Annotated in this window: 23 protein-coding genes; 8 read left to right on the top strand and 15 right to left on the bottom strand. The window is 59.3% G+C overall.

Annotated elements, in window-relative coordinates; genetic code table 11:
• Positions 1 to 40: 40 nt before the first annotated feature.
• Positions 41 to 1,714, bottom strand: coding sequence for a DEAD/DEAH box helicase (locus tag ACA047_RS09585; protein ID WP_497358734.1), 1,674 nt, complete (start codon positions 1,712 to 1,714; stop codon positions 41 to 43).
• A 486-nt stretch (positions 1,715 to 2,200) separates the two neighbouring features.
• Positions 2,201 to 2,956 (bottom strand): spermidine synthase, encoded by a 756-nt coding sequence (locus tag ACA047_RS09580; protein WP_497358732.1) that lies wholly within the window; start codon positions 2,954 to 2,956, stop codon positions 2,201 to 2,203.
• 156 nt (positions 2,957 to 3,112) lie between these two features.
• Between ACA047_RS09580 and ACA047_RS09575 the strand changes: the two genes are divergently transcribed.
• Complete coding sequence (locus ACA047_RS09575) at positions 3,113 to 4,459, top strand: class II 3-deoxy-7-phosphoheptulonate synthase (RefSeq protein ID WP_497358730.1); 1,347 nt, start codon at positions 3,113 to 3,115, stop codon at positions 4,457 to 4,459.
• A gap of 133 nt (positions 4,460 to 4,592) precedes the next feature.
• Here the strand turns inward: ACA047_RS09575 and ACA047_RS09570 are convergent, their stop codons facing one another.
• Positions 4,593 to 5,822, bottom strand: coding sequence for a winged helix-turn-helix domain-containing protein (locus ACA047_RS09570; protein WP_497358728.1), 1,230 nt, complete (start codon positions 5,820 to 5,822; stop codon positions 4,593 to 4,595).
• A 64-nt stretch (positions 5,823 to 5,886) separates the two neighbouring features.
• A complete protein-coding gene (locus ACA047_RS09565; protein ID WP_497358727.1) occupies positions 5,887 to 6,108 on the bottom strand; it encodes a DUF1127 domain-containing protein in 222 nt (73 codons plus the stop codon).
• Between the two features lie 97 nt (positions 6,109 to 6,205).
• Between ACA047_RS09565 and ACA047_RS09560 the strand changes: the two genes are divergently transcribed.
• Complete coding sequence (locus ACA047_RS09560) at positions 6,206 to 7,060, top strand: LysR substrate-binding domain-containing protein (RefSeq protein ID WP_497360283.1); 855 nt, start codon at positions 6,206 to 6,208, stop codon at positions 7,058 to 7,060.
• On the opposite strand, the gene ACA047_RS09555 is transcribed toward ACA047_RS09560, so the two are convergent.
• Entirely contained in the window at positions 7,050 to 7,784 is a 735-nt protein-coding gene (locus ACA047_RS09555) for a sulfite exporter TauE/SafE family protein (RefSeq protein WP_497360281.1), read from the bottom strand. The two genes, ACA047_RS09560 and ACA047_RS09555, sit on opposite strands and share 11 nt — an antisense overlap.
• Before the next feature lie 161 nt (positions 7,785 to 7,945).
• Between ACA047_RS09555 and ACA047_RS09550 the strand changes: the two genes are divergently transcribed.
• Positions 7,946 to 8,407 (top strand): MarR family winged helix-turn-helix transcriptional regulator, encoded by a 462-nt coding sequence (locus ACA047_RS09550; RefSeq protein ID WP_497358725.1) that lies wholly within the window; start codon positions 7,946 to 7,948, stop codon positions 8,405 to 8,407.
• Between the two features lie 275 nt (positions 8,408 to 8,682).
• Positions 8,683 to 9,102, top strand: coding sequence for an organic hydroperoxide resistance protein (locus ACA047_RS09545; protein ID WP_497358723.1), 420 nt, complete (start codon positions 8,683 to 8,685; stop codon positions 9,100 to 9,102).
• Positions 9,103 to 9,362: 260 nt separating this feature from the next.
• On the opposite strand, the gene ACA047_RS09540 is transcribed toward ACA047_RS09545, so the two are convergent.
• Together ACA047_RS09540 and earP are read right to left on the bottom strand one after the other, a co-directional pair.
• Positions 9,363 to 9,932 (bottom strand): elongation factor P, encoded by a 570-nt coding sequence (locus ACA047_RS09540; RefSeq protein WP_160388943.1) that lies wholly within the window; start codon positions 9,930 to 9,932, stop codon positions 9,363 to 9,365.
• A gap of 48 nt (positions 9,933 to 9,980) precedes the next feature.
• Positions 9,981 to 11,114 carry an elongation factor P maturation arginine rhamnosyltransferase EarP gene (gene earP / locus ACA047_RS09535; RefSeq protein WP_497358722.1) on the bottom strand — a complete coding sequence of 378 codons (1,134 nt, stop codon included), beginning with the start codon at positions 11,112 to 11,114 and terminating at the stop codon, positions 9,981 to 9,983.
• A gap of 122 nt (positions 11,115 to 11,236) precedes the next feature.
• Here earP and ACA047_RS09530 point away from each other — a divergent pair, with 122 nt between their 5' ends.
• Both ACA047_RS09530 and ACA047_RS09525 read left to right on the top strand, forming a co-directional pair.
• Positions 11,237 to 11,635 carry a hypothetical protein gene (locus tag ACA047_RS09530; protein ID WP_497358720.1) on the top strand — a complete coding sequence of 133 codons (399 nt, stop codon included), beginning with the start codon at positions 11,237 to 11,239 and terminating at the stop codon, positions 11,633 to 11,635.
• A 2-nt stretch (positions 11,636 to 11,637) separates the two neighbouring features.
• A complete protein-coding gene (locus ACA047_RS09525; protein WP_025212614.1) occupies positions 11,638 to 12,120 on the top strand; it encodes a GreA/GreB family elongation factor in 483 nt (160 codons plus the stop codon).
• A gap of 8 nt (positions 12,121 to 12,128) precedes the next feature.
• Here ACA047_RS09525 and cysB read toward each other — a convergent pair whose 3' ends face one another.
• From cysB to ACA047_RS09505, 4 genes are all read right to left on the bottom strand, one after another.
• Positions 12,129 to 13,103 (bottom strand): HTH-type transcriptional regulator CysB, encoded by a 975-nt coding sequence (cysB, locus tag ACA047_RS09520; RefSeq protein WP_497358718.1) that lies wholly within the window; start codon positions 13,101 to 13,103, stop codon positions 12,129 to 12,131.
• A gap of 110 nt (positions 13,104 to 13,213) precedes the next feature.
• Positions 13,214 to 13,714 carry a universal stress protein gene (locus ACA047_RS09515; protein WP_497358716.1) on the bottom strand — a complete coding sequence of 167 codons (501 nt, stop codon included), beginning with the start codon at positions 13,712 to 13,714 and terminating at the stop codon, positions 13,214 to 13,216.
• A gap of 96 nt (positions 13,715 to 13,810) precedes the next feature.
• A complete protein-coding gene (locus tag ACA047_RS09510) occupies positions 13,811 to 14,716 on the bottom strand; it encodes a 5'-nucleotidase (RefSeq protein WP_497358714.1) in 906 nt (301 codons plus the stop codon).
• Between the two features lie 20 nt (positions 14,717 to 14,736).
• Positions 14,737 to 15,693 (bottom strand): putative 2-dehydropantoate 2-reductase, encoded by a 957-nt coding sequence (locus ACA047_RS09505; RefSeq protein ID WP_497358712.1) that lies wholly within the window; start codon positions 15,691 to 15,693, stop codon positions 14,737 to 14,739.
• Between the two features lie 293 nt (positions 15,694 to 15,986).
• Between ACA047_RS09505 and ACA047_RS09500 the strand changes: the two genes are divergently transcribed.
• Positions 15,987 to 17,063: a 3-deoxy-7-phosphoheptulonate synthase gene (locus tag ACA047_RS09500; protein ID WP_497358710.1), complete on the top strand. Its 1,077-nt coding sequence runs from the start codon at positions 15,987 to 15,989 to the stop codon at positions 17,061 to 17,063.
• Positions 17,064 to 17,151: 88 nt separating this feature from the next.
• Here the strand turns inward: ACA047_RS09500 and ACA047_RS09495 are convergent, their stop codons facing one another.
• A complete protein-coding gene (locus tag ACA047_RS09495) occupies positions 17,152 to 17,433 on the bottom strand; it encodes a GNAT family N-acetyltransferase (RefSeq protein ID WP_003183779.1) in 282 nt (93 codons plus the stop codon).
• A 636-nt stretch (positions 17,434 to 18,069) separates the two neighbouring features.
• Between ACA047_RS09495 and oprI the strand changes: the two genes are divergently transcribed.
• Complete coding sequence (gene oprI / locus ACA047_RS09490; RefSeq protein ID WP_003199355.1) at positions 18,070 to 18,321, top strand: outer membrane lipoprotei OprI; 252 nt, start codon at positions 18,070 to 18,072, stop codon at positions 18,319 to 18,321.
• A 126-nt stretch (positions 18,322 to 18,447) separates the two neighbouring features.
• Here the strand turns inward: oprI and ACA047_RS09485 are convergent, their stop codons facing one another.
• The 3 genes from ACA047_RS09485 to ACA047_RS09475 all read right to left on the bottom strand — a co-directional run bounded on the left by ACA047_RS09485 (position 18,448) and on the right by ACA047_RS09475 (position 20,581).
• Complete coding sequence (locus ACA047_RS09485; RefSeq protein WP_497358708.1) at positions 18,448 to 19,419, bottom strand: L,D-transpeptidase family protein; 972 nt, start codon at positions 19,417 to 19,419, stop codon at positions 18,448 to 18,450.
• A gap of 206 nt (positions 19,420 to 19,625) precedes the next feature.
• Complete coding sequence (locus tag ACA047_RS09480) at positions 19,626 to 19,919, bottom strand: hypothetical protein (protein ID WP_003183788.1); 294 nt, start codon at positions 19,917 to 19,919, stop codon at positions 19,626 to 19,628.
• A gap of 56 nt (positions 19,920 to 19,975) precedes the next feature.
• Entirely contained in the window at positions 19,976 to 20,581 is a 606-nt protein-coding gene (locus ACA047_RS09475; protein ID WP_497358706.1) for an arylesterase, read from the bottom strand.
• Positions 20,582 to 20,589 lie beyond the last annotated feature (8 nt).

The following is a 20,589-nucleotide window of genomic DNA, read 5'->3' as shown; positions in this document are numbered from 1 at the left end:
CGGGGATTTTTTATGCTCGATCAATCAGCCCGAGAGCCGATCAATCTTCGCGATAGCGACGCAGCTTGAGCTGCTTGCCAGCCACGCGAGTGTCCTTGAGCTTGGTCAGCAGACGCTCCAGACCATCTTCCGGCAGTTCCACCAGACTGAAGCTGTCACGCACCTGGATGCGACCGATGGCTTCACGAGCCAAGCCGCCTTCGTTGAGAATGGCGCCCAGCAGGTTCTTGGCAGCGATGCCGTCACGGGCACCCAGCGCGGTACGGCAGCGAGCACGGCCTTCGGCCAGCGGGATCGGCGCACGACGCTCACGATCAGCACGGTCCGGACGATCACCGGTACGCTCAGGACGATCGCCACGCGGTGCGTTGTTCGGCACCAGTGGACGTTCCTTCTCAATCGCAGCCAGGGTCAGCGCCTGGCCATTGGTGGCCTTGCGCAGCAGTGCAGCGGCCAGGGCACGTGGGGTGCAACCGATGTCGGCGGTCAGGCGATCGAGCAGATCACCGTGGGTCGATTCAGCGTCAGCCACCAGCGGCGACAGGCTGTTGGTCAGTTTCTTGATGCGCGCATCGAGAACGGCCTGGGCGTCCGGCAGGCGAACTTCAGCCACTTTCTGACCGGTCACACGCTCGATCACTTGCAGCATGCGGCGCTCACGCGGGGTAACCAGCAGCAGTGCCCGACCTTCGCGACCAGCACGGCCGGTACGGCCGATACGGTGAACGTAGGATTCCGGATCGTACGGCATGTCCACGTTGAACACGTGGGTGATGCGCGGAACGTCCAGGCCACGGGCGGCAACGTCGGTCGCCACAACGATGTCCAGACGGCCATCCTTGAGGGAATCGATCACGCGCTCACGCTGGTTCTGGGCAATGTCACCGTTCAGCGCAGCGGCTTTGTAGCCTTTGGCTTCGAGGGCGCTGGCCAGGTCCAGGGTCGCTTGCTTGGTGCGGACGAACATGATCAGGGCGTCGAAGTCTTCGACTTCCAGCAGGCTCAATACAGCCGAGGTCTTCTGGTCAGCGTGAACCAACAGGTGAGCCTGTTCGATCGCGGTAACGGTCTGAGTCTTGGTCTGGATCTTCACGTGTTGCGGATCGCGCAGGTGGCGCTCTGCAATGGCACGGATCGACTGCGGCAGGGTGGCCGAGAACAATACCGTCTGACGGGTAGCTGGCAGGGCCTTGAAGATGGCTTCCAAGTCATCCATGAAACCCAGCTTGAGCATTTCGTCAGCTTCGTCGAGAACCAGGTGGTTCACGGTAGCCAGTACTTTTTCGTCACGACGCAGGTGGTCGCACAGACGACCCGGAGTGGCAACAACGATCTGTGCGCCATTACGGATAGCTTTCAGTTGTGGGCCCATCGGGGCGCCGCCGTAAACGGCCACAACGGTAACGCCAGGCATTTGCTTGGCGTAGGTTTCGAAAGCGGTTGCTACTTGCAGCGCCAACTCACGGGTTGGCGCCAGGATCAGGGCTTGCGGTTCGCGCTTAGCAGGATCGATGCGATGCAGGATCGGCAGGGCGAACGCAGCGGTTTTACCCGTACCGGTTTGCGCCTGACCAATCATGTCGTGACCGGCCATGATGATCGGGATCGATTGCTGCTGAATCGCCGAAGGTTCTTCGTAGCCGGTCGCAATGACGGCAGCAAGAATGTTCGGGTTAAGATTAAAAGCGGCGAAGCCGCCGGTTTCCTGGGTCATGGGTCTGCCTCTAAGTGCATCCGCAAAGACCCATGCTCCAAAGCTGCGCGTGCCGTGTTGAGACTCAAGAGTCGCCCTGGCTGCTTTGTCGGCGGGGATTTGCGAAAACGAATGAATGAAAAAGAACATCATGGAAGCATCCGTTGTGCGGACATGCAACCGAAGCTGGCTTCGGGGAATTGCGCTACCTTGACGCGGCCCGGCTAAAGGCCGGCGCGCACTATACCGGAATTCGCCCGAAAAGGGAGCTTTTTTTATCGCAGAGTCCTGATAAGTGGCTCTCTGCCATAGGTTTTGGGAATCATCGCAACACCGTCTGTTTCGCAAAGGGCCGAGCCTGTGGGGGCGGGATGCTAAAACGATTCATCTTTACCTGTGGGAGCAAAGCTTGCTGGCGATTCAGACACCGCGATTCCCGCAGACACCGAGTTGTGTTCATCGCGAGCAAGCTTTGCTCCCACAGGGGGTTGTCACCCTGAACTTGGGTCAGGTCGCCGGCCGGATCGCCTTGATCAACGACTGCAACGAATAACCCAATCGCGGTGCCAGCCCTTCGGCTCGCTCGACCAGCCCTTCCATGTCCAGCGCCTGCTCCAGGTCCGACGGCACGAGCAGGATCACGTTGCCCTCCTTCACCGGCAGTTCCCAATAGTGCCGATGGTACAAGCCGCGCAACAGAGCCGCGCCCAATGGCTTGCCGTCGTCGGTGGCCCATTGGTTGATCACCAGCCAGCCGCCGGGGTTGAGGCGCTTCTGGCAGTTTTCCAGAAAGCCCCAGGCCAGGTGCCCGACGCCAGGGCCCACATCGGTATAGAGGTCGACGAAGATCAGGTCCGCAGGCTCGGCGGTTTCAAGCAGTTCCAAGGCATCGCCGACACGGATATACAGCCGCGGATCGTCGTCCAGCCCCAGGTATTCAATCGCCAGGCGCGGCACATCGGGACGCAGTTCGATGGCCTCGACGTCTTCCAGCGGCAGGAACTTGAGGCAGGCCTGGGTCAGCGTACCGGCGCCCAACCCCAGGAACAGCGCGCTCTCCGGCTGCTCGTGGCACAACGCACCGATCAACATGGCGCGGGTGTAATCGTATTCGAGCCAGCTCGGATCGGCCGTAAACACGCAGCTCTGCTCGATGGCATCGCCGAACTCAAGAAACCGGTAATCGGCCACTTCGAATACTCGGATCATGCCGAACTCGTCGTGCACCTCGGCGAGCAAATGCTCGACGCGCTCCTCTGTCATTTCATCTCCTGGTGGTTGTCGGACGGGCTGCGACAACGCGCTGAACCTATGCGCAAACTGAGCAAAGGCGCAATTGTCCGCGAAGCGACGCAAACAGGTCACGCACTAATTTGCTGATAACATGGCGGTCCGAGCGTAAACCACCTAGAGATCATGATGAGCCAACCCTGGAGCCCTGACAGCTGGCGCACCCTGCCGATCCAGCAGCAACCCCGTTATCCCGACGCGGCGCATCTGCTGCAGGTGGAGCAGACCCTGGCCAGTTATCCGCCACTGGTGTTTGCCGGTGAAGCCCGGGAGTTGCGCCGTCAGTTCGCCGAGGTGACCCAGGGCCGGGCCTTCTTGCTGCAGGGTGGCGACTGCGCCGAAAGCTTTGCCGAGTTCTCGGCGGCGAAGATCCGCGACACCTTCAAGGTGTTGCTGCAAATGGCGATCGTCATGACCTTTGCCGCCGGTTGCCCGGTGGTCAAGGTCGGGCGCATGGCCGGGCAATTCGCCAAGCCGCGCTCGGCCTTTGATGAAACCATCGACGGCGTGACCCTGCCAGCCTACCGGGGCGACATCGTCAATGGCATCGGCTTCGACGAGAAAAGCCGCGTTCCGGACCCTGAACGGTTGTTGCAGTCTTACCACCAGTCCACCGCCACATTGAACCTGTTGCGAGCCTTCGCCCAGGGCGGGTTCGCCGATCTGCACCAGGTGCACAAGTGGAACCTGGATTTCATCGCCAACTCGGCCCTGGCGCAAAAGTACAGCCACCTGGCCGACCGTATCGACGAAACCCTGGCGTTCATGCGCGCCTGCGGCATGGACAGTTCGCCGCAACTGCGCGAGACCAGTTTCTTCACGGCCCACGAAGCACTGCTGCTCAATTACGAAGAAGCCTTCGTGCGCCGTGACAGCCTGACCAACGATTACTACGACTGTTCGGCCCACATGCTGTGGATCGGCGACCGCACCCGTCAGTTGGACGGTGCCCATGTCGAATTCCTGCGCGGGGTGAACAATCCGATCGGGGTCAAGGTGGGCCCGAGCATGAACCCGGACGATCTGATCCGCCTGATCGACGTGCTCAACCCGGACAACGACCCGGGCCGACTGAACCTGATTGCGCGGATGGGCGCGAACAAGGTCGGCGATCACTTGCCGCCGCTGCTGCGCGCCGTGCAGCGTGAAGGTAAACAGGTGCTGTGGAGCTCCGACCCGATGCACGGCAACACCATCAAGGCCAGCAGCGGCTACAAGACCCGGGATTTCGCGCAGATCCTCGGCGAAGTGAAGCAATTCTTCCAGGTCCACGAAGCCGAAGGCACCTATGCCGGCGGCATTCACATCGAAATGACCGGGCAAAACGTCACCGAGTGTATTGGCGGTGCGCGACCGATCACCGAGGACAGGCTATCGGACCGCTACCACACCCACTGCGACCCGCGGATGAATGCCGATCAATCGCTGGAACTGGCGTTCTTGATTGCCGAGACGTTGAAGCAGGTTCGGCGGTGAGTCAGTAGGCTCTTCATCGCCTGTTAAATTGTCATCGCGAGCAGGCTCGCTCCCACTGTTGATCTCTGGTGAACACAACATTTGTGAACACCACGGTCAATGTGGGAGCGAGCCTGCTCGCGATAGCGGTGCATCAGTCACCACCGATCTCAGCCAATGCCACCGCCAACCGAGCCCCACCCACCCGCTGGCAATTAAGCTGTACCCGCGCCAACCCCAGCCAGTCGGCCATGCGCCGCAGGTTCATCGCCAAGGCGTGCATCCCCTCCTCGTCCAGCCCCGGTTCTTCCTCGTGCACGGCATGCACCGCCAGTCGGCCCAAGGCCCGCTCCGCCCGCAGATCCACGCGAGCCGCGATGCGTTCGTTGTGCAGAAACGGCAACACGTAGTAGCCATACACCCGCTTGGGGGCAGGCGTGTAGATCTCCAATCGATAACGGAAATCGAACAGCCGCTCGGTACGGCTGCGCTCCCAGACCAGCGAATCGAACGGCGACAGTAAGGCGCTGGCCGCCACTTTGCGCGGGATTTTCACGGTGGGTCGGCACCAGGCCGGTTGCTTCCAGCCTTGCACCTGGCAGCGCAACAATTCACCGGCCTCCTCCAACTCGACCAGTCGCCCACGGCTGTCGGCCGGATCGAGGCGAAAGTAGTCGCGCAAGTCTTTCTCGGTAGCGACTCCCAAGGCCTCGGCAGCATGCAGCAGCAAGGCACGCTGCGCCTGGGCCTCGTCTGGCAGCGGTTGTTGCAGGATTGAAGCCGGGAGCACCCGCTGCGGCAAGTCGTAGAGCCGCTCGAAGCCACGCCGCCCCGCCACCGTGACTTCCCCCGCGGCGAACAGCCATTCCAGCGCATGCTTTTCGGCGCTCCAGTCCCACCAGGGCCCGGCCTTTTCCTGGCGCGTGGACAAGCTGCCCGCGCCAATGGCGCCCTGCTCCCGGACCGAAGCCAGGACGCGGCGAATGACGTCCTGGCGCTCATGACCGAAACGCGCCAACTGCTGGTAAATACCCTCGCCACGGGACGCACGGATCATGCGCCAGCGCATCAGCGGATACATCGATATCGGCAGCAACGACGCTTCATGGCCCCAATATTCAAACAGCGTTCGACGTCGACCCTGGCTCCAGGCCGCTTGATCGAGCAAATCGGGATTGTAGTGACCGAGGCGGGAAAATAGCGGGAGGTAGTGCGAGCGCACAAGCGCATTGACTGAGTCGATCTGCAAGACGCCGAGGCGTTCGATCAGACGGTTGAGGCGCGCAGGTTGTACCGAAGCCAGCGGCAGCCGCCCATCGAATCCTTGGGCGGCCAACGCCAGACGCCGGGCCTGTTTGAGGGTAAAGGACACAGTCGCGGGCATGGAGATCTCCTTGTCTGCTCGCAACCTACCTCACCATTAAGGGGTTTGTGTAGGAAAGAATGGCTCATTTGTGCATTGGGTCATCCCAGAATGGCCGAACCACTTCTTGCTCCACATCAGCACGGGTGACACCGATATCTTTGAGCGCCTCGTCGCTCATTCCGGCGAGCAATTCGCGCTCGTGGTGCAATTCGTACCAGCGGCTAAACTTGTGTAGCAGAGCACCGATCGAAAACCCGTGGGACGAGAGTTTCTCTATCAGTAAATATCCTTTTTGACCTTTCATCGTGTTGTCCTCCGTTGGGGATGGTTGAAGTCTCGCGCTAACGATAAGATCAATCCAACGAATGTTTCTTATGCAATACATCTCGGAGATTGATCAATTGTCGAGTTACCCGAGCATCGATACGGAAGTGCTGCGTACCTTTGTCGCCATCGCCGACCAGGGCGGTTTCACCCGGGCCGGTGAACTGGTCAATCGCACCCAGTCCGCCGTCAGCATGCAGATGAAGCGGCTGGAGGAAGATGTATTGCAGCGGCGGCTGTTCGAGCGTGACGGGCGCCAGGTCAAGCTCACCGCCGAAGGCCAGGTGTTGCTGGGTTACGCCCGGCGGATCCTCAAGCTGCACAGCGAGGTGTTCAATACCCTGCGCGAGCCGCACATGGTCGGCACGGTACGCATCGGCACGCCGGATGATTATGTGATGCGGTTCCTACCGGGGATCCTGCAGCGCTTCGCCCAGTTCTATCCGCTGATCGAGATTGAAGTGCACTGTGAATCGTCCAAGCAGTTGCTGCAGCGCCAGGACATGGACCTGTCCATCGTCACCCGAAAACCGGGGGACGAAATCGGCCAGTTGCTGCGCAAAGAACGCTTTGTCTGGGCCGAAGCCGCGTGCTTCAACACTCATGAACAAACGCCACTGCCGCTGGCGATGTTCAACAGTGACTGCTTCTGCCGGCAATGGGCCTGTAATGCACTGGATGCCATGGGCCGCGATTATCGCGTGGCGTACAACAGCTCCAGCCTGTCGGCGATCATGGCGGTGGTGGGCGCGGGCCTGGCGATCACCGCGCAACTGGAAAGCCTGCTGACCCCGGACATGCGCGTGCTGGGCGCGGCGCAAAATCTGCCGGAACTGCCCGAGGCCAGCATCATGCTGATTCGAAATCTGCATAATCCATCGCCGATCACCGAATGCATGGCCGAGCACATCGTCGAAGGCTTCAAACTTTAAAGGCGAGCAACACCGCGCACAGCACCAGGAAGCCGCAGAACAGCCCGCGCAGCAGCCGTTCCGGCAGGGCGTGGGCGACTTTAACCCCCCAGCTGATACTCATCAGGCCACCGGCGGCCAGCGGTAGACCGATACTCCAGTCCACCTCATGGTGAAACGCATAGGTGGCAAGGGTCACGCCGGTACTGGGCAAGGCCAGCGCGAGGGACAGCCCTTGAGCAACCACCTGGGTGGTGCCGAACAGACTGGTCAGGATCGGCGTCGCGACGACGGCCCCGCCGACACCGAACAGACCGCCCATGGTCCCTGACACCGCCCCCAACACGCCGAGCCATGGCCAGCCATAACGCATCTGCGCCGAAGGCGGTGCAGTGGCAGCGAACATTCGGACAAGGTTGTAGGCTGTCAGCGCGATCAGGAACGCCACGAAGCCGATTCGCATGCTTTGCGCGTCGATGCCAACGGCCCAGACCGAGCCAAGCCAGGCAAAGCAAAAACCCATGGACGCCAGCGGCAGGACATGGCGCAATTCGATGCGATTGCGCTGGTGATAGCGCCACAACGCGAGCATGACATTGGGAACCACCATCACCAGGGCCGTACCTTGGGCGAGTTGCTGGTCAAGACCAAACCACACGCCTAACACCGGAATCGCGATCAGCCCGCCACCGATCCCAAACAATCCCCCCAAGGTCCCCAACACGACACCGAACACCAGAAACATCACAGTTTCGATCACAAACGATTCCCCCTTTCTCAGGGCGCTTATCCTACGCAGTCGGCGCCAGCGGGGGAACGTAACATCTGATCAGAACGTCAGAATTATCTGGCGCATTAAAGGTTCGCCCGCTAGATTCGTCACGATCATTGATTGAAGGTTTTACCATGAGCCCCCAGCGCGACACCCCCGAAGCCTGCGAAACCCTGTTGCTCGACAATCAGCTCTGCTTCGCCCTGCACTCCACGTCGCTGCTGATGACCAAAGTCTACAAGCCATTGCTGCAAGCCCTGGGCCTGACTTATCCGCAATATCTGGCGATGATGGTGTTGTGGGAAAAGGACGGATTGACCGTCGGTGAAATCAGCACTCGGCTGCTCACCGACCCCGGCTCGCTGACCCCCCTGCTCAAGCGCCTGGAGGCCGAAGGCCTGCTGAGTCGCACCCGCAGCCGTGAGGATGAACGCGTGGTGATTGTCGAACTCACCGAACAAGGCCGCGCCCTGCGGGGAAAGGCCATCGACATCCCCCAATGCATCCTCGCCGCCAGCGGCCAGACCCTGGAACAGCTGAAGAAGCTGCAACTGGACCTGCAAGCACTGCGCAGCCACTTGCAAGACAACCTCTGATTCCAGCCACACCGAAAACTTTCTGTGGGAGCGGGCGTGCTCGCGATAGCGGCAGCCCTGCCACCCTCTAATCCCCAACTCGCCCATCGCTCAACAAATTTTCACACTCTAGAAAGGCTCTAACTCAGGGGTATTACGCCCTTTCAGCCTCTTTCATCAAATTCGCCTCAAATTTATATTGCGCGCTAAATATTTGCTAGCTAAATTCAGCTCACAACTACTTAGCGCGCAAACATTTTGCGCAATAACCCCCACCCAGAAACGAGGCTCTCTCCATGCAAACTCTCTACACCGCAATCGCAACCTCCACCGGCGGCCGTGATGGTCGTGCGATTTCCAGCGACAACATCCTCGACGTCAAACTCTCCACGCCCAAGGAACTCGGCGGTGCAGGCGGTGCAGCGACCAACCCTGAACAACTGTTTGCGGCTGGCTACTCGGCCTGCTTCATCGGTGCCCTGAAATTCGTCGCCAGCCAGAGCAAACGCAAAATCCCGGACGACGCCTCGATTACCGCTCATGTCGGCATCGGCCAGATCCCCGGCGGTTTTGGCCTCGACATTGACCTGCACATCCGTCTGCCAGGCCTGGACCAGGCCGACGCGAAAAGCCTAGTGGATGCGGCGCACCAGGTCTGCCCGTACTCCAACGCCACCCGCGGTAACGTCGATGTGCGCCTGCACGTGACTGTTTAATCACCGACTCTGGACTGCACTTAGGAGATGCACATGAACACACTCAGCAATGGTTTACTCAACGTGGTGAGTCAAGTGCCAACGGTGCGTTCGGCAATGCTGCAGGTGTCTGAAGAGCTTAAGCAGCACCTGAAATAAAACTCAGGACCAAGCTGATCGTTCCCACTCGGGAGCGTGGAGCCGTGGATACGATCAGCCTTCCTCCTGCCCACAAAAAAGCCCGACTCAATGGTCGGGCTTTTTCATACACAAGACTTCGCTTATTTAGCGCGGCCTTTGTAGGAACCGCCTTCGCGGGTATCGATCTCGATCATGTCGCCGATTTCGATGAAGTCAGCAACCGACAGTTCGGTACCGTTCTTCAGTTTGGCAGGCTTCATGACCTTGCCGGAAGTGTCGCCGCGAGCAGAACCTTCGGTGTAGTCAACCTGACGCACGATGGTGGTCGGCAGTTCCACGGAAACCAGACGCTCTTCGAAGAAGATCGCTTCGCAAACATCGGTCATACCTTCTTCAACGAAAGGCAGAACGCTTTCGATGTCTTCGGCGTTCAGCTCGTACATGGTGTAGTCAGTGGTGTCCATGAACGTGTAGGTGTCGCCGCTGATGAAGGACAGGGTCGCTTCTTTGCGGTCGAGGATCACGTCATCCAATTTGTCGTCGGCGCTGTAGACGATCTCGGTCTTGTAACCGGTCAGCAGGTTCTTCAGCTTGGTCTTCATGATCGCGCTGTTACGACCCGACTTGGTGAACTCAGCTTTCTGAACCAGCCAAGGATCGTTTTCGAGACGGATCACGGTCCCGGGTTTCAGTTCTTTACCAGTTTTCATTGCGAATATCCGAATTTGGATGGGATTTACAAAAATCTAGGCCGCGTATCATATCCAATTTACATAAAACTTCACCAGCGCTGCGGCAAGATCGGATCGAGAGGCCTGTTCCAGACACCACGCCTGGGCATGCTCGGCCAGTTCCTGCTGCTGTTCGCTGCTCGCTTTCCAGTGTTCGCTCATGTCTTGGCCGGCATTCCACGCCCGCCAAAGACCGCTGATCGCTTTTTGCGCCGCCTCTGAAAGACCCTGGGTGTACAGCCTGAGAAACGCCTCGAGTTTTTCCAGGTGAACGTCTTCTTCCTGCTGGTAGATGTGCCAGAGCAACGGCCGGCCGGCCCATTGGGCACGCACGAAAGAATCTTCGCCGCGCACCGCGTTGAAATCGCAGCACCATAACAGTTGATCGTACTGGTCCTGCCGGATGAACGGCAGCACCTGCACCGTCAGGGCGCCGCGTCGATACACGTCACCCACCTTCAGGCCATCGACCCCGAACCAACGCCCGACATCGCCCAGCACCCGCCCTTCGGGAACCAGCACATGAAACGCCTGGGCATCGGTTGCCATTGCGTCGAACCAACTCGCCAACCCGGCGTTTTCATAGGCAAAGAGCGAGATCAGACGCGCATCCGGTGTCCGATCGACGCCCAATCCTTGCAGGAAAATGCGTTGCGCCGCGCCATCCTGTTGAAATTGCCGACGTCGCTCCTGAAGACCGGCCTCACGCAGCAAGCCGCCTGTGCCCTCCTGAAAGCCGGGGAAAAAGAAATACTTCTGCACGTGCTTATATTTGACCGACGGTAATCCGTGGCAACCGACCACCCAATCCTCGGCGCTCAGGTAATCGAGGTTCATCCACAACGGCGGTGTCTGGCGCTCGGCCATCGCATCCATGTAGGCGCTCGGCAACTGGCAGGCAAACGCGGCGATCACCACATCGGCGGCCTCGGTGGACGGCCAATCCTTGGGCCAGTGGCAAACGTGCACACCCTGCTGCCATTGCTCGCAAAGCGCGATGTCGATTTCGGGACACAGCCGTTCGAAAGCCCGCAGGTCATCCACCCATAACCGCACCGCACATCGGTGCTCGGCCACCAATTGCCGAGCCAGGCGCCAAGTGACGCCGATGTCGCCAAAGTTATCAACGACGGTGCAAAAAATATCCCAGCGCACGGTCATTCCCGACTCCCTGTGGCAAAAGCCTGATTGTCCCGCATTAAACCAATGATGCAGAAGAGCCGACGGCGATTAATCTTCATGCGACAATCACTGCCTACCCATGACTCTGCCAGGAAGCAGCCATGCCTGATCACTCGCCTGCCCCGCGCCTTTCAGCCCTGCAATTGACCGTCAGCATTGCCTTGGGCCTGTGGCTGGGGTTCCTCGCTATCGTTCTGACCGGCTGGCTGCTGTCAAAATTCCTGCTTAATGAACCACTGGCCCCAGTGGCCGCAGCGATCCATCAGCTGGCGCAACCACCGGCGGTGCAACCGGCGATGCAACCGCCCCCCGAGCCGCCAACCCCCATGTTCGAGCAGTATCAGCAGAATCTGCAAAAGCACGAACAGCGGCAGGCCCTCGATCAGGCCCGCAGCAACCCTCGCAACCAGTCCAACCCCAAGTGCCAGTTCTGGCTGCAACAGGACCAGAACGCGCCCAGCGAAAAAAGCCGCGCCAATGTTTTGCAATTCTGCGATTGATCATGAACAAACAGACCGTCCACCAGTTGATTCTCGACAAGCTCAAGATTGATCTCGACATCGCCGAACGCGCCGCGCAGACCGCCTACGAAACGGCGACCCACGAAGAAAACATTGCCGAGAACAAATACGACACCCTGGGCCTTGAAGCCTCTTACCTAGCCGCCGGGCAAGCCAGGCGCGTGGAGGAAATTCGCCAGGCCCTCGCCCTCTGTCAAAACCTGACGCTAAGGCCATACGACGAACAGCGCGGCATTCAGGTCGGCACGCTGATCGGCCTGGAGGATGAGGACGGTCGCCAGCAATGGCTGTTTCTAGGGCCGGATGCGGCGGGGTTGAAGGTCTCACTGGTGGGGCAACCGATCACCGTCATCACCCCTCGCTCGCCACTGGGCCGAGGCCTGCTGGGCAAATTCGAAGGGGATGAGGTGGAGATCGTCGTGGCGGGCGCCCGGCAACAGTTCGCTGTTACCGAGGCGATCTAGAAAGGCTGTCAGTGCACCGGCAGTTCGACACCGTCGAACAGCTCTTCGAGTTCCTGCTTGTTGTGGCACTGGATGGCCTTGGCCATCACTTCCCGAGTCAAGTGCGGGGCGAACTTCTCGATGAAATCGCACATGAAACCACGCAGGAAGGTGCCGCGACGGAAGCCGATCTTGGTCACGCTGGACTCGAACAACTCGCTGGCATCCAGCACCACCAAATCATTGTCGAGCTTGGTATCGACGGCCATTTTCGCGACGATGCCCACGCCCAGGCCGAGGCGAACATAGGTCTTGATCACGTCGGCGTCAGCGGCGGTGAACACCACTTTCGGGGTCAAGCCGCGATGGCTGAAGGCCTCGTCGAGTTTTGAGCGGCCCGTGAAACCGAACACGTACGTCACGATCGGGTATTCGGCCAGGGCTTCGAGGGTCAGCTTCGGCACTTTGGTCAACGGATGCCCCTGGGGCACGACCACACAACGGTTCCAGCGATAACACGGCATCATCACCAGATCCCCGAACAATTCCAGGGCCTCGGTGGCAATGGCGAAGTCGACGGTGCCGTCGGCGGCCATTTCGGCGATCTGCATCGGCGAGCCTTGGTGCATGTGCAGCGCCACGTCCGGGTATTGCTTGATGAAGTTACTGATTACCGGAGGCAACGCATAACGGGCCTGGGTGTGGGTGGTGGCGATCGACAGGGTGCCTTTTTTCTCGTTGGAGAATTCCTGGGCGATCTGCTTGATGCTCTCGACCTTGCGCAGAATCTCGCCAGCCGTGGTGATGATGCGCTCACCGGCCGGGGTGACGCGGGTCAGGTGCTTGCCGCTGCGGGCGAAGACTTCGACACCCAGCTCATCCTCCAACAGGCGGATCTGCTTACTGATGCCAGGTTGCGACGTGTAGAGACTTTGGGCAGTAGCGGAAACGTTGAGGTCGTGGTGCGCCACTTCCCAGATGTAGCGCAGTTGTTGAAGCTTCATATGTATCCCTCAAAGCAGTTGGACGCCACGGGCATCAGCGACGGTATATAACTATATGAATGGTTGTATTGATAAATCTAGAACTTTTTATAAAAAGCCATCATTTAGCCTCAAGCCTCCCCCTGGCGCCGACGCTGTACCAGCGGCACCAGGTAAACCGGCACCCGAGATAACTGCAATACCCGTGCGGCGGTTCTGCCCAAGGGGGTTACACCGTTTGCCCCTTGGCAATGACTCCCTACGATCAGCAAGTCGACAGAGAGTTTCGCAGCCTGTTCGAGAATGACTTGGGAAGGGTCGCCCTGGTAAACCCTGACAGACTTGATCAGTTTCAAGTCTTGCTGACCCTCCCCCAGCTCCTCGCGAAAGCTGTCGAGTACCCGTTGTTCGATATTGGCCATCACCGTATTCAGACCCTGGCGATGAAATTCGTTCAGCGTCTGTTCGTCGAGATAGCTTTGCAACACCGACTCGGCAAACAGCCCCATCGGTTCTACCGCATGCACTACATACAACTCGGCTTCGAACGTCCGTGCCAGCGCCAAGGCATGCTGCATCACATAAGGGGCGTAGAGTCCCAAGTCTGTGGCGTACAGCATCGAACGAATCATGTGACCTCCTCGTGTGCCAAAATGGCGGAGATTGATTCAGCTTAGCAGTGCCTTGAGGAGCGCGACGTGCAGCTTAACGCCCCGAACAACAGGCAGTTAGGGCTTCACTTCGTTACTGATACCGTGGGGCACGTGCCCCGTAGCGACTACCTCGCGAGCCAGTTCGCAGTGGCCGGTCTGGTCATCGAAAAACACGTCGGCGGCGAAGGCTTCGAGGAATGCCGATTTGGTCAGGCCGCCGAGAAACAGCGACTCGTCCAGACGAATATCCCATTCGCGCAACGTGCGGATAACCCGCTCGTGGGCCGGTGCCGAACGGGCAGTGACCAGCGCCGTACGAATCGGACAGGCGTCTTCGGGAAACTCACGCTGCAGCGCATTGAGCGCCGCCAGGAACCCCTTGAACGGCCCGCCTCGCAGCGGCTCGCGTGCGGCCTGTCGCTCGCTGGCCTGGAACGCTTCCAGGCCATCCGCCTGATAGACACGCTCCGACTCATCGGAAAACAGCACCGCATCGCCGTCGAAGGCAATGCGCAATTCTTCGCTGGCGGCGCGGCTGGCACCGCCCGACAAAATGGTCGCCGCTGCAAATCCGGCGTCCAGCGCGCTGCGCACGTCTTCGGCATGGGTGGACAGAAAAAGATCACAGCCGAACGCCTTGAGATAGGGGTAAGGACTGCGACCGCCGACGAACGCTGCACGGGAAATCGCCAGGCCATAATGATGAATCGAGTTGAACACTCGCAGACCGGTGTCGGCACTGTTGCGTGAAACCAGAATCACCTCGACCCGGGCACGCCCCAGATGCTCGTTGAGGTTCAGCAGTTTTTGCACGAGGGCGAACGCGTCCCCGGGTTCAAGGACTTCGTCTTCATGCTCGATCTGGTATTGCCGATAGGCCTCGACGCCGCTCGACAGATACACCTTGTGGCTTTCACGCAAGTCGAACAGCGCCCGCGACGAAATCGCCAGCACCAGTTTGTCGTCGATGTTGTTTGCCATGTCGCCCCCCCTTTGCCCGTTCAGCGGTTACGTCGGTCCATAAACGCCAACGCCTGATACAAGGCTTCGATTTTCGGCAGCTCACACCCCGCCGCCTTCGCCGCCGCCAATGGCCGGCCGTAGATCGCGTCCAGCTCCAGCGCACGCTTGTGGGAATGATCGTGATACATGCTCGGCCAGTAGTCGGGCATTTTTTCGGTCATCGCAAACAGATAGTCGGCGTAGCCTGGCGCAATGTGATGCCCGCAGGCCTGAGCGCCGCGCACCACTTCCCCCATCAGCGCCTGGATCAAACCACGGCTGTGGCTGTCGGCCATCAACGGCGTGGTGCTGGCACCCAGCAGCACCGAAAGGCCGTTGTACGGCACATTCCACACCAGCTTCTGCCAGCGTGCCTGCTGCAGGTCAGGCATGGCCTGGGAGTCGATACCTGCGGTGCGGAACAACCCCGCCCCCTCCTCGACAATCGCCATGCACTGCGCCTGATCACTGCAAGGACCACTGTGGTAACCCATATTGACCGACCCCAAGGCCTGGTGGGCAATGACGCCAGGGCCGACACGATGCACGCAGATCAGGCACAGGCCGCCTAACAGGTGCAGCGAATCGGGCAGCAACGGTCGAAGGTCGTCTTCGACATCGAGGCCGTTCTGCAGCAACAGGACTTTTGCACCGTCGGCAGCAGCCTGGATGATGGCCGGGGCAAGATCGGCATTGCTGGTGGCCTTGGCACCGACCAGCAGCCAGTCGCAAGGCGGCATATCGCCAGCCGAGCGATACGCCTGGACCGGGTTGAGGGTCAGCGCGCCGTGAACCGCGCTGTCGACCTGCAAACCGCCTTCGGCCACGGCACCAAATTCGCTGCGCAACAAAAAAAAGTGCACATCAAAACCGGCGCGAGCCAGCATCACGCCGTAGAATCCGCCGATCGCCCCGGTGCCGATCATCCCGATCCGCGGTTTAACGCCTGCCTGCATAATCGAAACTCCTCTGGTAGACAGCCCCCGCACACTATCAACGTGGGCGGCATGTCATGCAATCTTGATTGCATAGGATCACAAACCTGTGGCGAGAGAGCTTGCCCTCTTTTGTGAGCGCTGCGTACTCAAGCGCGAGCAAGCTCCCTCGCCACAATTAAACCCGTACCTGCCCATTGTCGAGCAGCCTCGTAACGCGATAAGGTTCGGCTCCCCGACGCGCTTAATATCCGCTGTGCACCGCCGCGCGGGGATCGCTGGCGGCCGGCACCCGTGACCTGACGAGTAACACGATGGCTGATTTACCGATCAATGACCTTAACGTCGCCTCCAACGAGACCCTCATCACGCCTGACCAGCTCAAGCGCGATATCCCCCTGAGCGACGCTGCCCTGCGCACCGTGACCAAGGGCCGGGAAGTCATTCGCAACATTCTCGACGGCACCGACCATCGCCTATTCGTGGTCATAGGGCCTTGCTCGATCCATGACATCAAGGCTGCCCACGAATATGCCGAGCGCCTGAAAGTGCTGGCGGCGGAAGTCTGCGATACCTTGTATCTGGTGATGCGGGTGTATTTCGAAAAGCCTCGGACCACCGTTGGTTGGAAAGGCCTGATCAACGACCCGTACCTGGACGACTCCTTCAAGATCCAGGACGGTCTGCACATTGGTCGCCAGTTGCTGCTCGACCTGGCCGAAATGGGCCTGCCCACCGCCACCGAAGCCCTGGACCCGATCTCCCCGCAATACTTGCAGGACCTGATCAGTTGGTCGGCCATCGGCGCGCGCACTACCGAATCCCAGACTCACCGTGAAATGGCCTCTGGTCTGTCTTCGGCCGTGGGCTTCAAGAACGGCACCGACGGCGGCCTCACCGTGGCGATCAACGCCTTGCAGTCGGTTTCCAGCCCTCACCGCTTCCTGGGCATCAACCAGGAAGGCGGCGTGTCGATCGTCACCACCAAGGGCAACGCCTATGGTCACGTGGTGCTGCGCGGTGGCAACGGCAAGCCGAACTACGACTCGGTCAGCGTCGCGCTGTGTGAACAGGCGCTGGACAAGGCCAAGATCAAGCCGAACATCATGGTCGATTGCAGCCACGCCAACTCCAACAAGGACCCGGCACTGCAACCGCTGGTGATGGAGAACGTGGCCAACCAGATCCTGGAAGGCAACCAGTCAATTATCGGCCTGATGGTCGAAAGCCATCTGAACTGGGGCTGCCAGGCGATCCCGAAAGACCTCGCCGACTTGCAGTACGGCGTGTCCATCACCGATGCCTGCATCGACTGGAGCGCGACCGAGAACACCCTGCGCAGCATGCACGCCAAACTCAAGGACGTGCTGCCAAAGCGTCAGCGCAGCTGATCGGCCTTCTTCAGCGCATAACAAAGTCAACGCATAAAAAAACGCCGGGCTTTTCAGTCCGGCGTTTTTTATTGGGGAATCCGTGGTGTCAGAGCTTCGCCGCGTGCCGCTGGTGACGCTCCATGTAGCGCTCCACGTAGGAGCAGGACGGGATTACCGTGTAGCCCATTTCTTCGGCGTACTGCAGCGCCCTTTCGGTCAACGCCGCCGCAATGCCCCTGCCGCGCAAGGCGTTGGGCACGAAAGTGCGATAAATATCCAGGGTCTGTTTGCCCAAGTCCATATAGGTCAGATACGCACGATGACCGTCCACATTGGTCTCGAACTGATGACCAGCCTGGTCATGGTGGATGGACAACGCCTCGCTCATCACTACTCCTCGCGGGTCTGAATGCTGACCCCTACCTTACCGATGTTTTTCCGGCGAAGGAACATCTACGCCACCCCGTGCCTGCCTGGCCACCGAGCGCCAAAAATTCAACCGCTCAAACCCGAGCACGTCGTGAATAGTAGGCACCAATGACGCAAATGCTCAAGGCATGCCTGTCATTAGAGAGGTCAACCCTGTCGGATTTATCGATTGAGCGCCACCGTCGCGCTGTAATCGGCCAAGGCGCAATAGCTGAACATCGCCAGTTGTTGAGTCTTGAGACGAGCGCTCCATATTAAAGTCACCGCCAATACCAATAAAGATACGTGAGCGGCTGCACAAATTTTGTACAAAAGTGTAGACGAATCAATAAACAGCGACTTTAGCGCAGCCTGGAAGTGTTCATGCGCGAGCGGAACTTTTCTTCATCAGCACCCTCCTACCATGGGCTTGAGGCTGTATATTTTTTAAACAACACCCAAAAAAGTTGCTCGAAAAAGAATCACCGCCTACAATTTTTTTGCTTCTTGCGCTACGTCAGTTTACTTACTACAAGTAATGGGTAGTATGTACGCCGGCTAACTCCTCACTCTGAGGAGACAGTCATTAAATAGAAAGTCCTTGAAGGGGAACACGATGAACAACGTTCTGAAATTCTCTGCTCTGGCCCTGGCCGCAGTTCTGGCTACCGGTTGCAGCAGCGCATCGAAAGAAACCGAAGCACGTCTGACTGCTACCGAAGACGCAGCAGCTCGCTCCCAGGCTCGTGCAGACGAAGCTTACCGTAAAGCTGATGAAGCTCTGGCTGCTGCTCAAAAAGCACAACAGACTGCTGACGAAGCTAACGAGCGTGCTCTGCGCATGCTGGACAAAGCTAGCCGCAAATAATAATCCTTCGGGATTGTTATCGAGCCGACCCATTTTTTGGGTCGGCTTTTTTATTGCCTAGTGCTTGCCCAGGCGATAAAAAACCCGCCGACATCGCGAAACGTCGACGGGTTCTAATGAGTGTCGTTATTGCTGCAGGTCGATCGGCGCGCTCGAGACCATCGGTGCCGAAGTATTCGGAACAGCGATCTCGACCGGCAGGCCGTCTTCGGCAGCCACCACATCACGCACCACATTCCAGTCCATGCGCAGGTTGCTGGTGATGTCTTCACGCTTGAGCATCGCGTTGATCACTGCGGTGTGCTTGTCCACCACCGACGGGTTGCCATTGTCGTCCAGCGGTGTATGGGCTTCCAGGTAAACCTTGCCGCCGCTCAAACCAAGCTTGTACGGGTCGTTGATAATACGCACCGACGTGCCCACCGGCACCATGCCGGCCATTTCCAGGACGTTGTTGTTGAACATCCGGAAGCAGCCGTGGCTGGTGCGCATGCCGATACCGAATTTTTTGTTCGAACCATGGATCAGGTAGCCCGGGGTACCCAAGGTGAACTTGAACGGACCCAGTGGGTTATCGGGGCCGGCCGGCACCACATTCGGCAGTGGGTCACCGTCGGCGGCATGTTCGGCCTTGATCGAGGCCGGCGGGGTCCAGGTCGGGTTCGGTGTCTTGGCAATGATGCTGGTGTGGGCAATCGGCGATCCCCAACCTTCACGGCCAATCCCCAAGGGGAAGGTGTAGACCACGTTCCGATCTTTGGGGAAGTAGTAGAGACGGTACTCGGCGAGGTTGATCACAATGCCCTCGCGCGGGCCCGGGGGCAGGATGAAACGGGTTGGCAGCACGATCTCGGTGCCAGCCCCCGGCAACCAGGGATCGACCCCAGGGTTGGCGGCGACCATCTCGCTGTAGCCCAGGTCGTAGGTCGTGCCCAGGTCGGCGAAGGTGTCTTCGTATTTGGCCTTGATGACCTGCACCTGGCCAATGATGTCTTCACCCGGCGGTGGCAGGGGCAGCTCCAGTGCAGCAACGGGGCCCGCCATACACAGGGCGGCAAGAGACAAGCAGCGGGCGACGGCAGGCAAGCGCGGCAACATCCAGAAATCCTTCGCAGATCGAACAGAGGGTATGAAAAAGGCGATTGTACACCGCCACCCGTTATTTCGGGGAGGGTGGCAATGATACGTCCGATGCACAGTATTTTGGAGGGCTGAACGTTTATCTGGAGCGTTCACAGAATTGGCATCCACCGCAAACACCCCTTGCGGGAGCTGGCCCATGGTCATGCTTGGCATCTGAGCGATTACAACTCGAACCGCAGCTCTGGCCAGATTGGCGAAGTGCCGCGTTTCTGGGACTCCAGAATCGCCCGACACAATGAACACAGGCGGTGATCCTGGAATATCTTGCGATCAACACCCGACCAGCGCGGCTGGGCCGGTAGCAGGCTGCCGCAGAGGGTACGGTCAGCCGAGCCTCCGAGTTCCAACTGCCGGGTCACCAGATGCACCCGCACTTCCTGACAGGCGAACAGGTCCAGCTGTTCGTCAGGCTCGATCAGTTGGTAGGCAAACAGGGACCAGGCGGGACGCGGCATCAGTGGCTCCAAATCGGGGGCGCCACATTAGCCGAAAGACCGCCTGTAGAAAAGCGTCAAAGCAGCGGTTTTAGCGTCGGCCAGACATTTTCCAGCAACTTGCCCTGGGCCGCGACGGACGGGTGCAACCCATCGCCTTGCATCATGCCGGGAACACCACCGATGTCCTTGAGGAAAAACGGCACCAGCGGCACTTTTTTCTCCTCTGCCAGGGTGCTGTAGACCTGGGCGAAGGCATCGGTGTATCGCCGTCCGTAATTGGGCGGCAGTTGCATGCCCAGCAATAGCACCCTGGCACCGCTGGCGCGAGAGCTGTCGATCATCGCTGCAAGGTTTTGTTGCAATTGTGTTGGCAGCTGTCCGCGCAAGCCATCGTTACCACCGAGCTCCAGTATCACCAGCTCCGGTTTATGGGCTGCAAGCAGCGCCGGCAGGCGCGCCTGGCCTCCTGCGCTGGTGTCGCCACTGATAGAAGCATTGACCACCTTATCGTCGAAACCCTCGGCCTTGAGCCGTTGTTCGAGCAACGACACCCAACCTTGGCGGGTATCCAGGCCGAAAGCCGCGCTGATACTATCGCCAACGATCAGGACTGTACCCGCCGCTGCGTTCTGGGCCATGCACATCATGGCCAGGCCAGCACTCAAAAACCACACACGCATCGGATTCT

This window comes from Pseudomonas sp. LBUM1664 (assembly GCF_059695895.1).
Note: the sequence above shows the minus strand (reverse complement) of the source record. Positions and strands in the feature narration are given on the sequence as shown.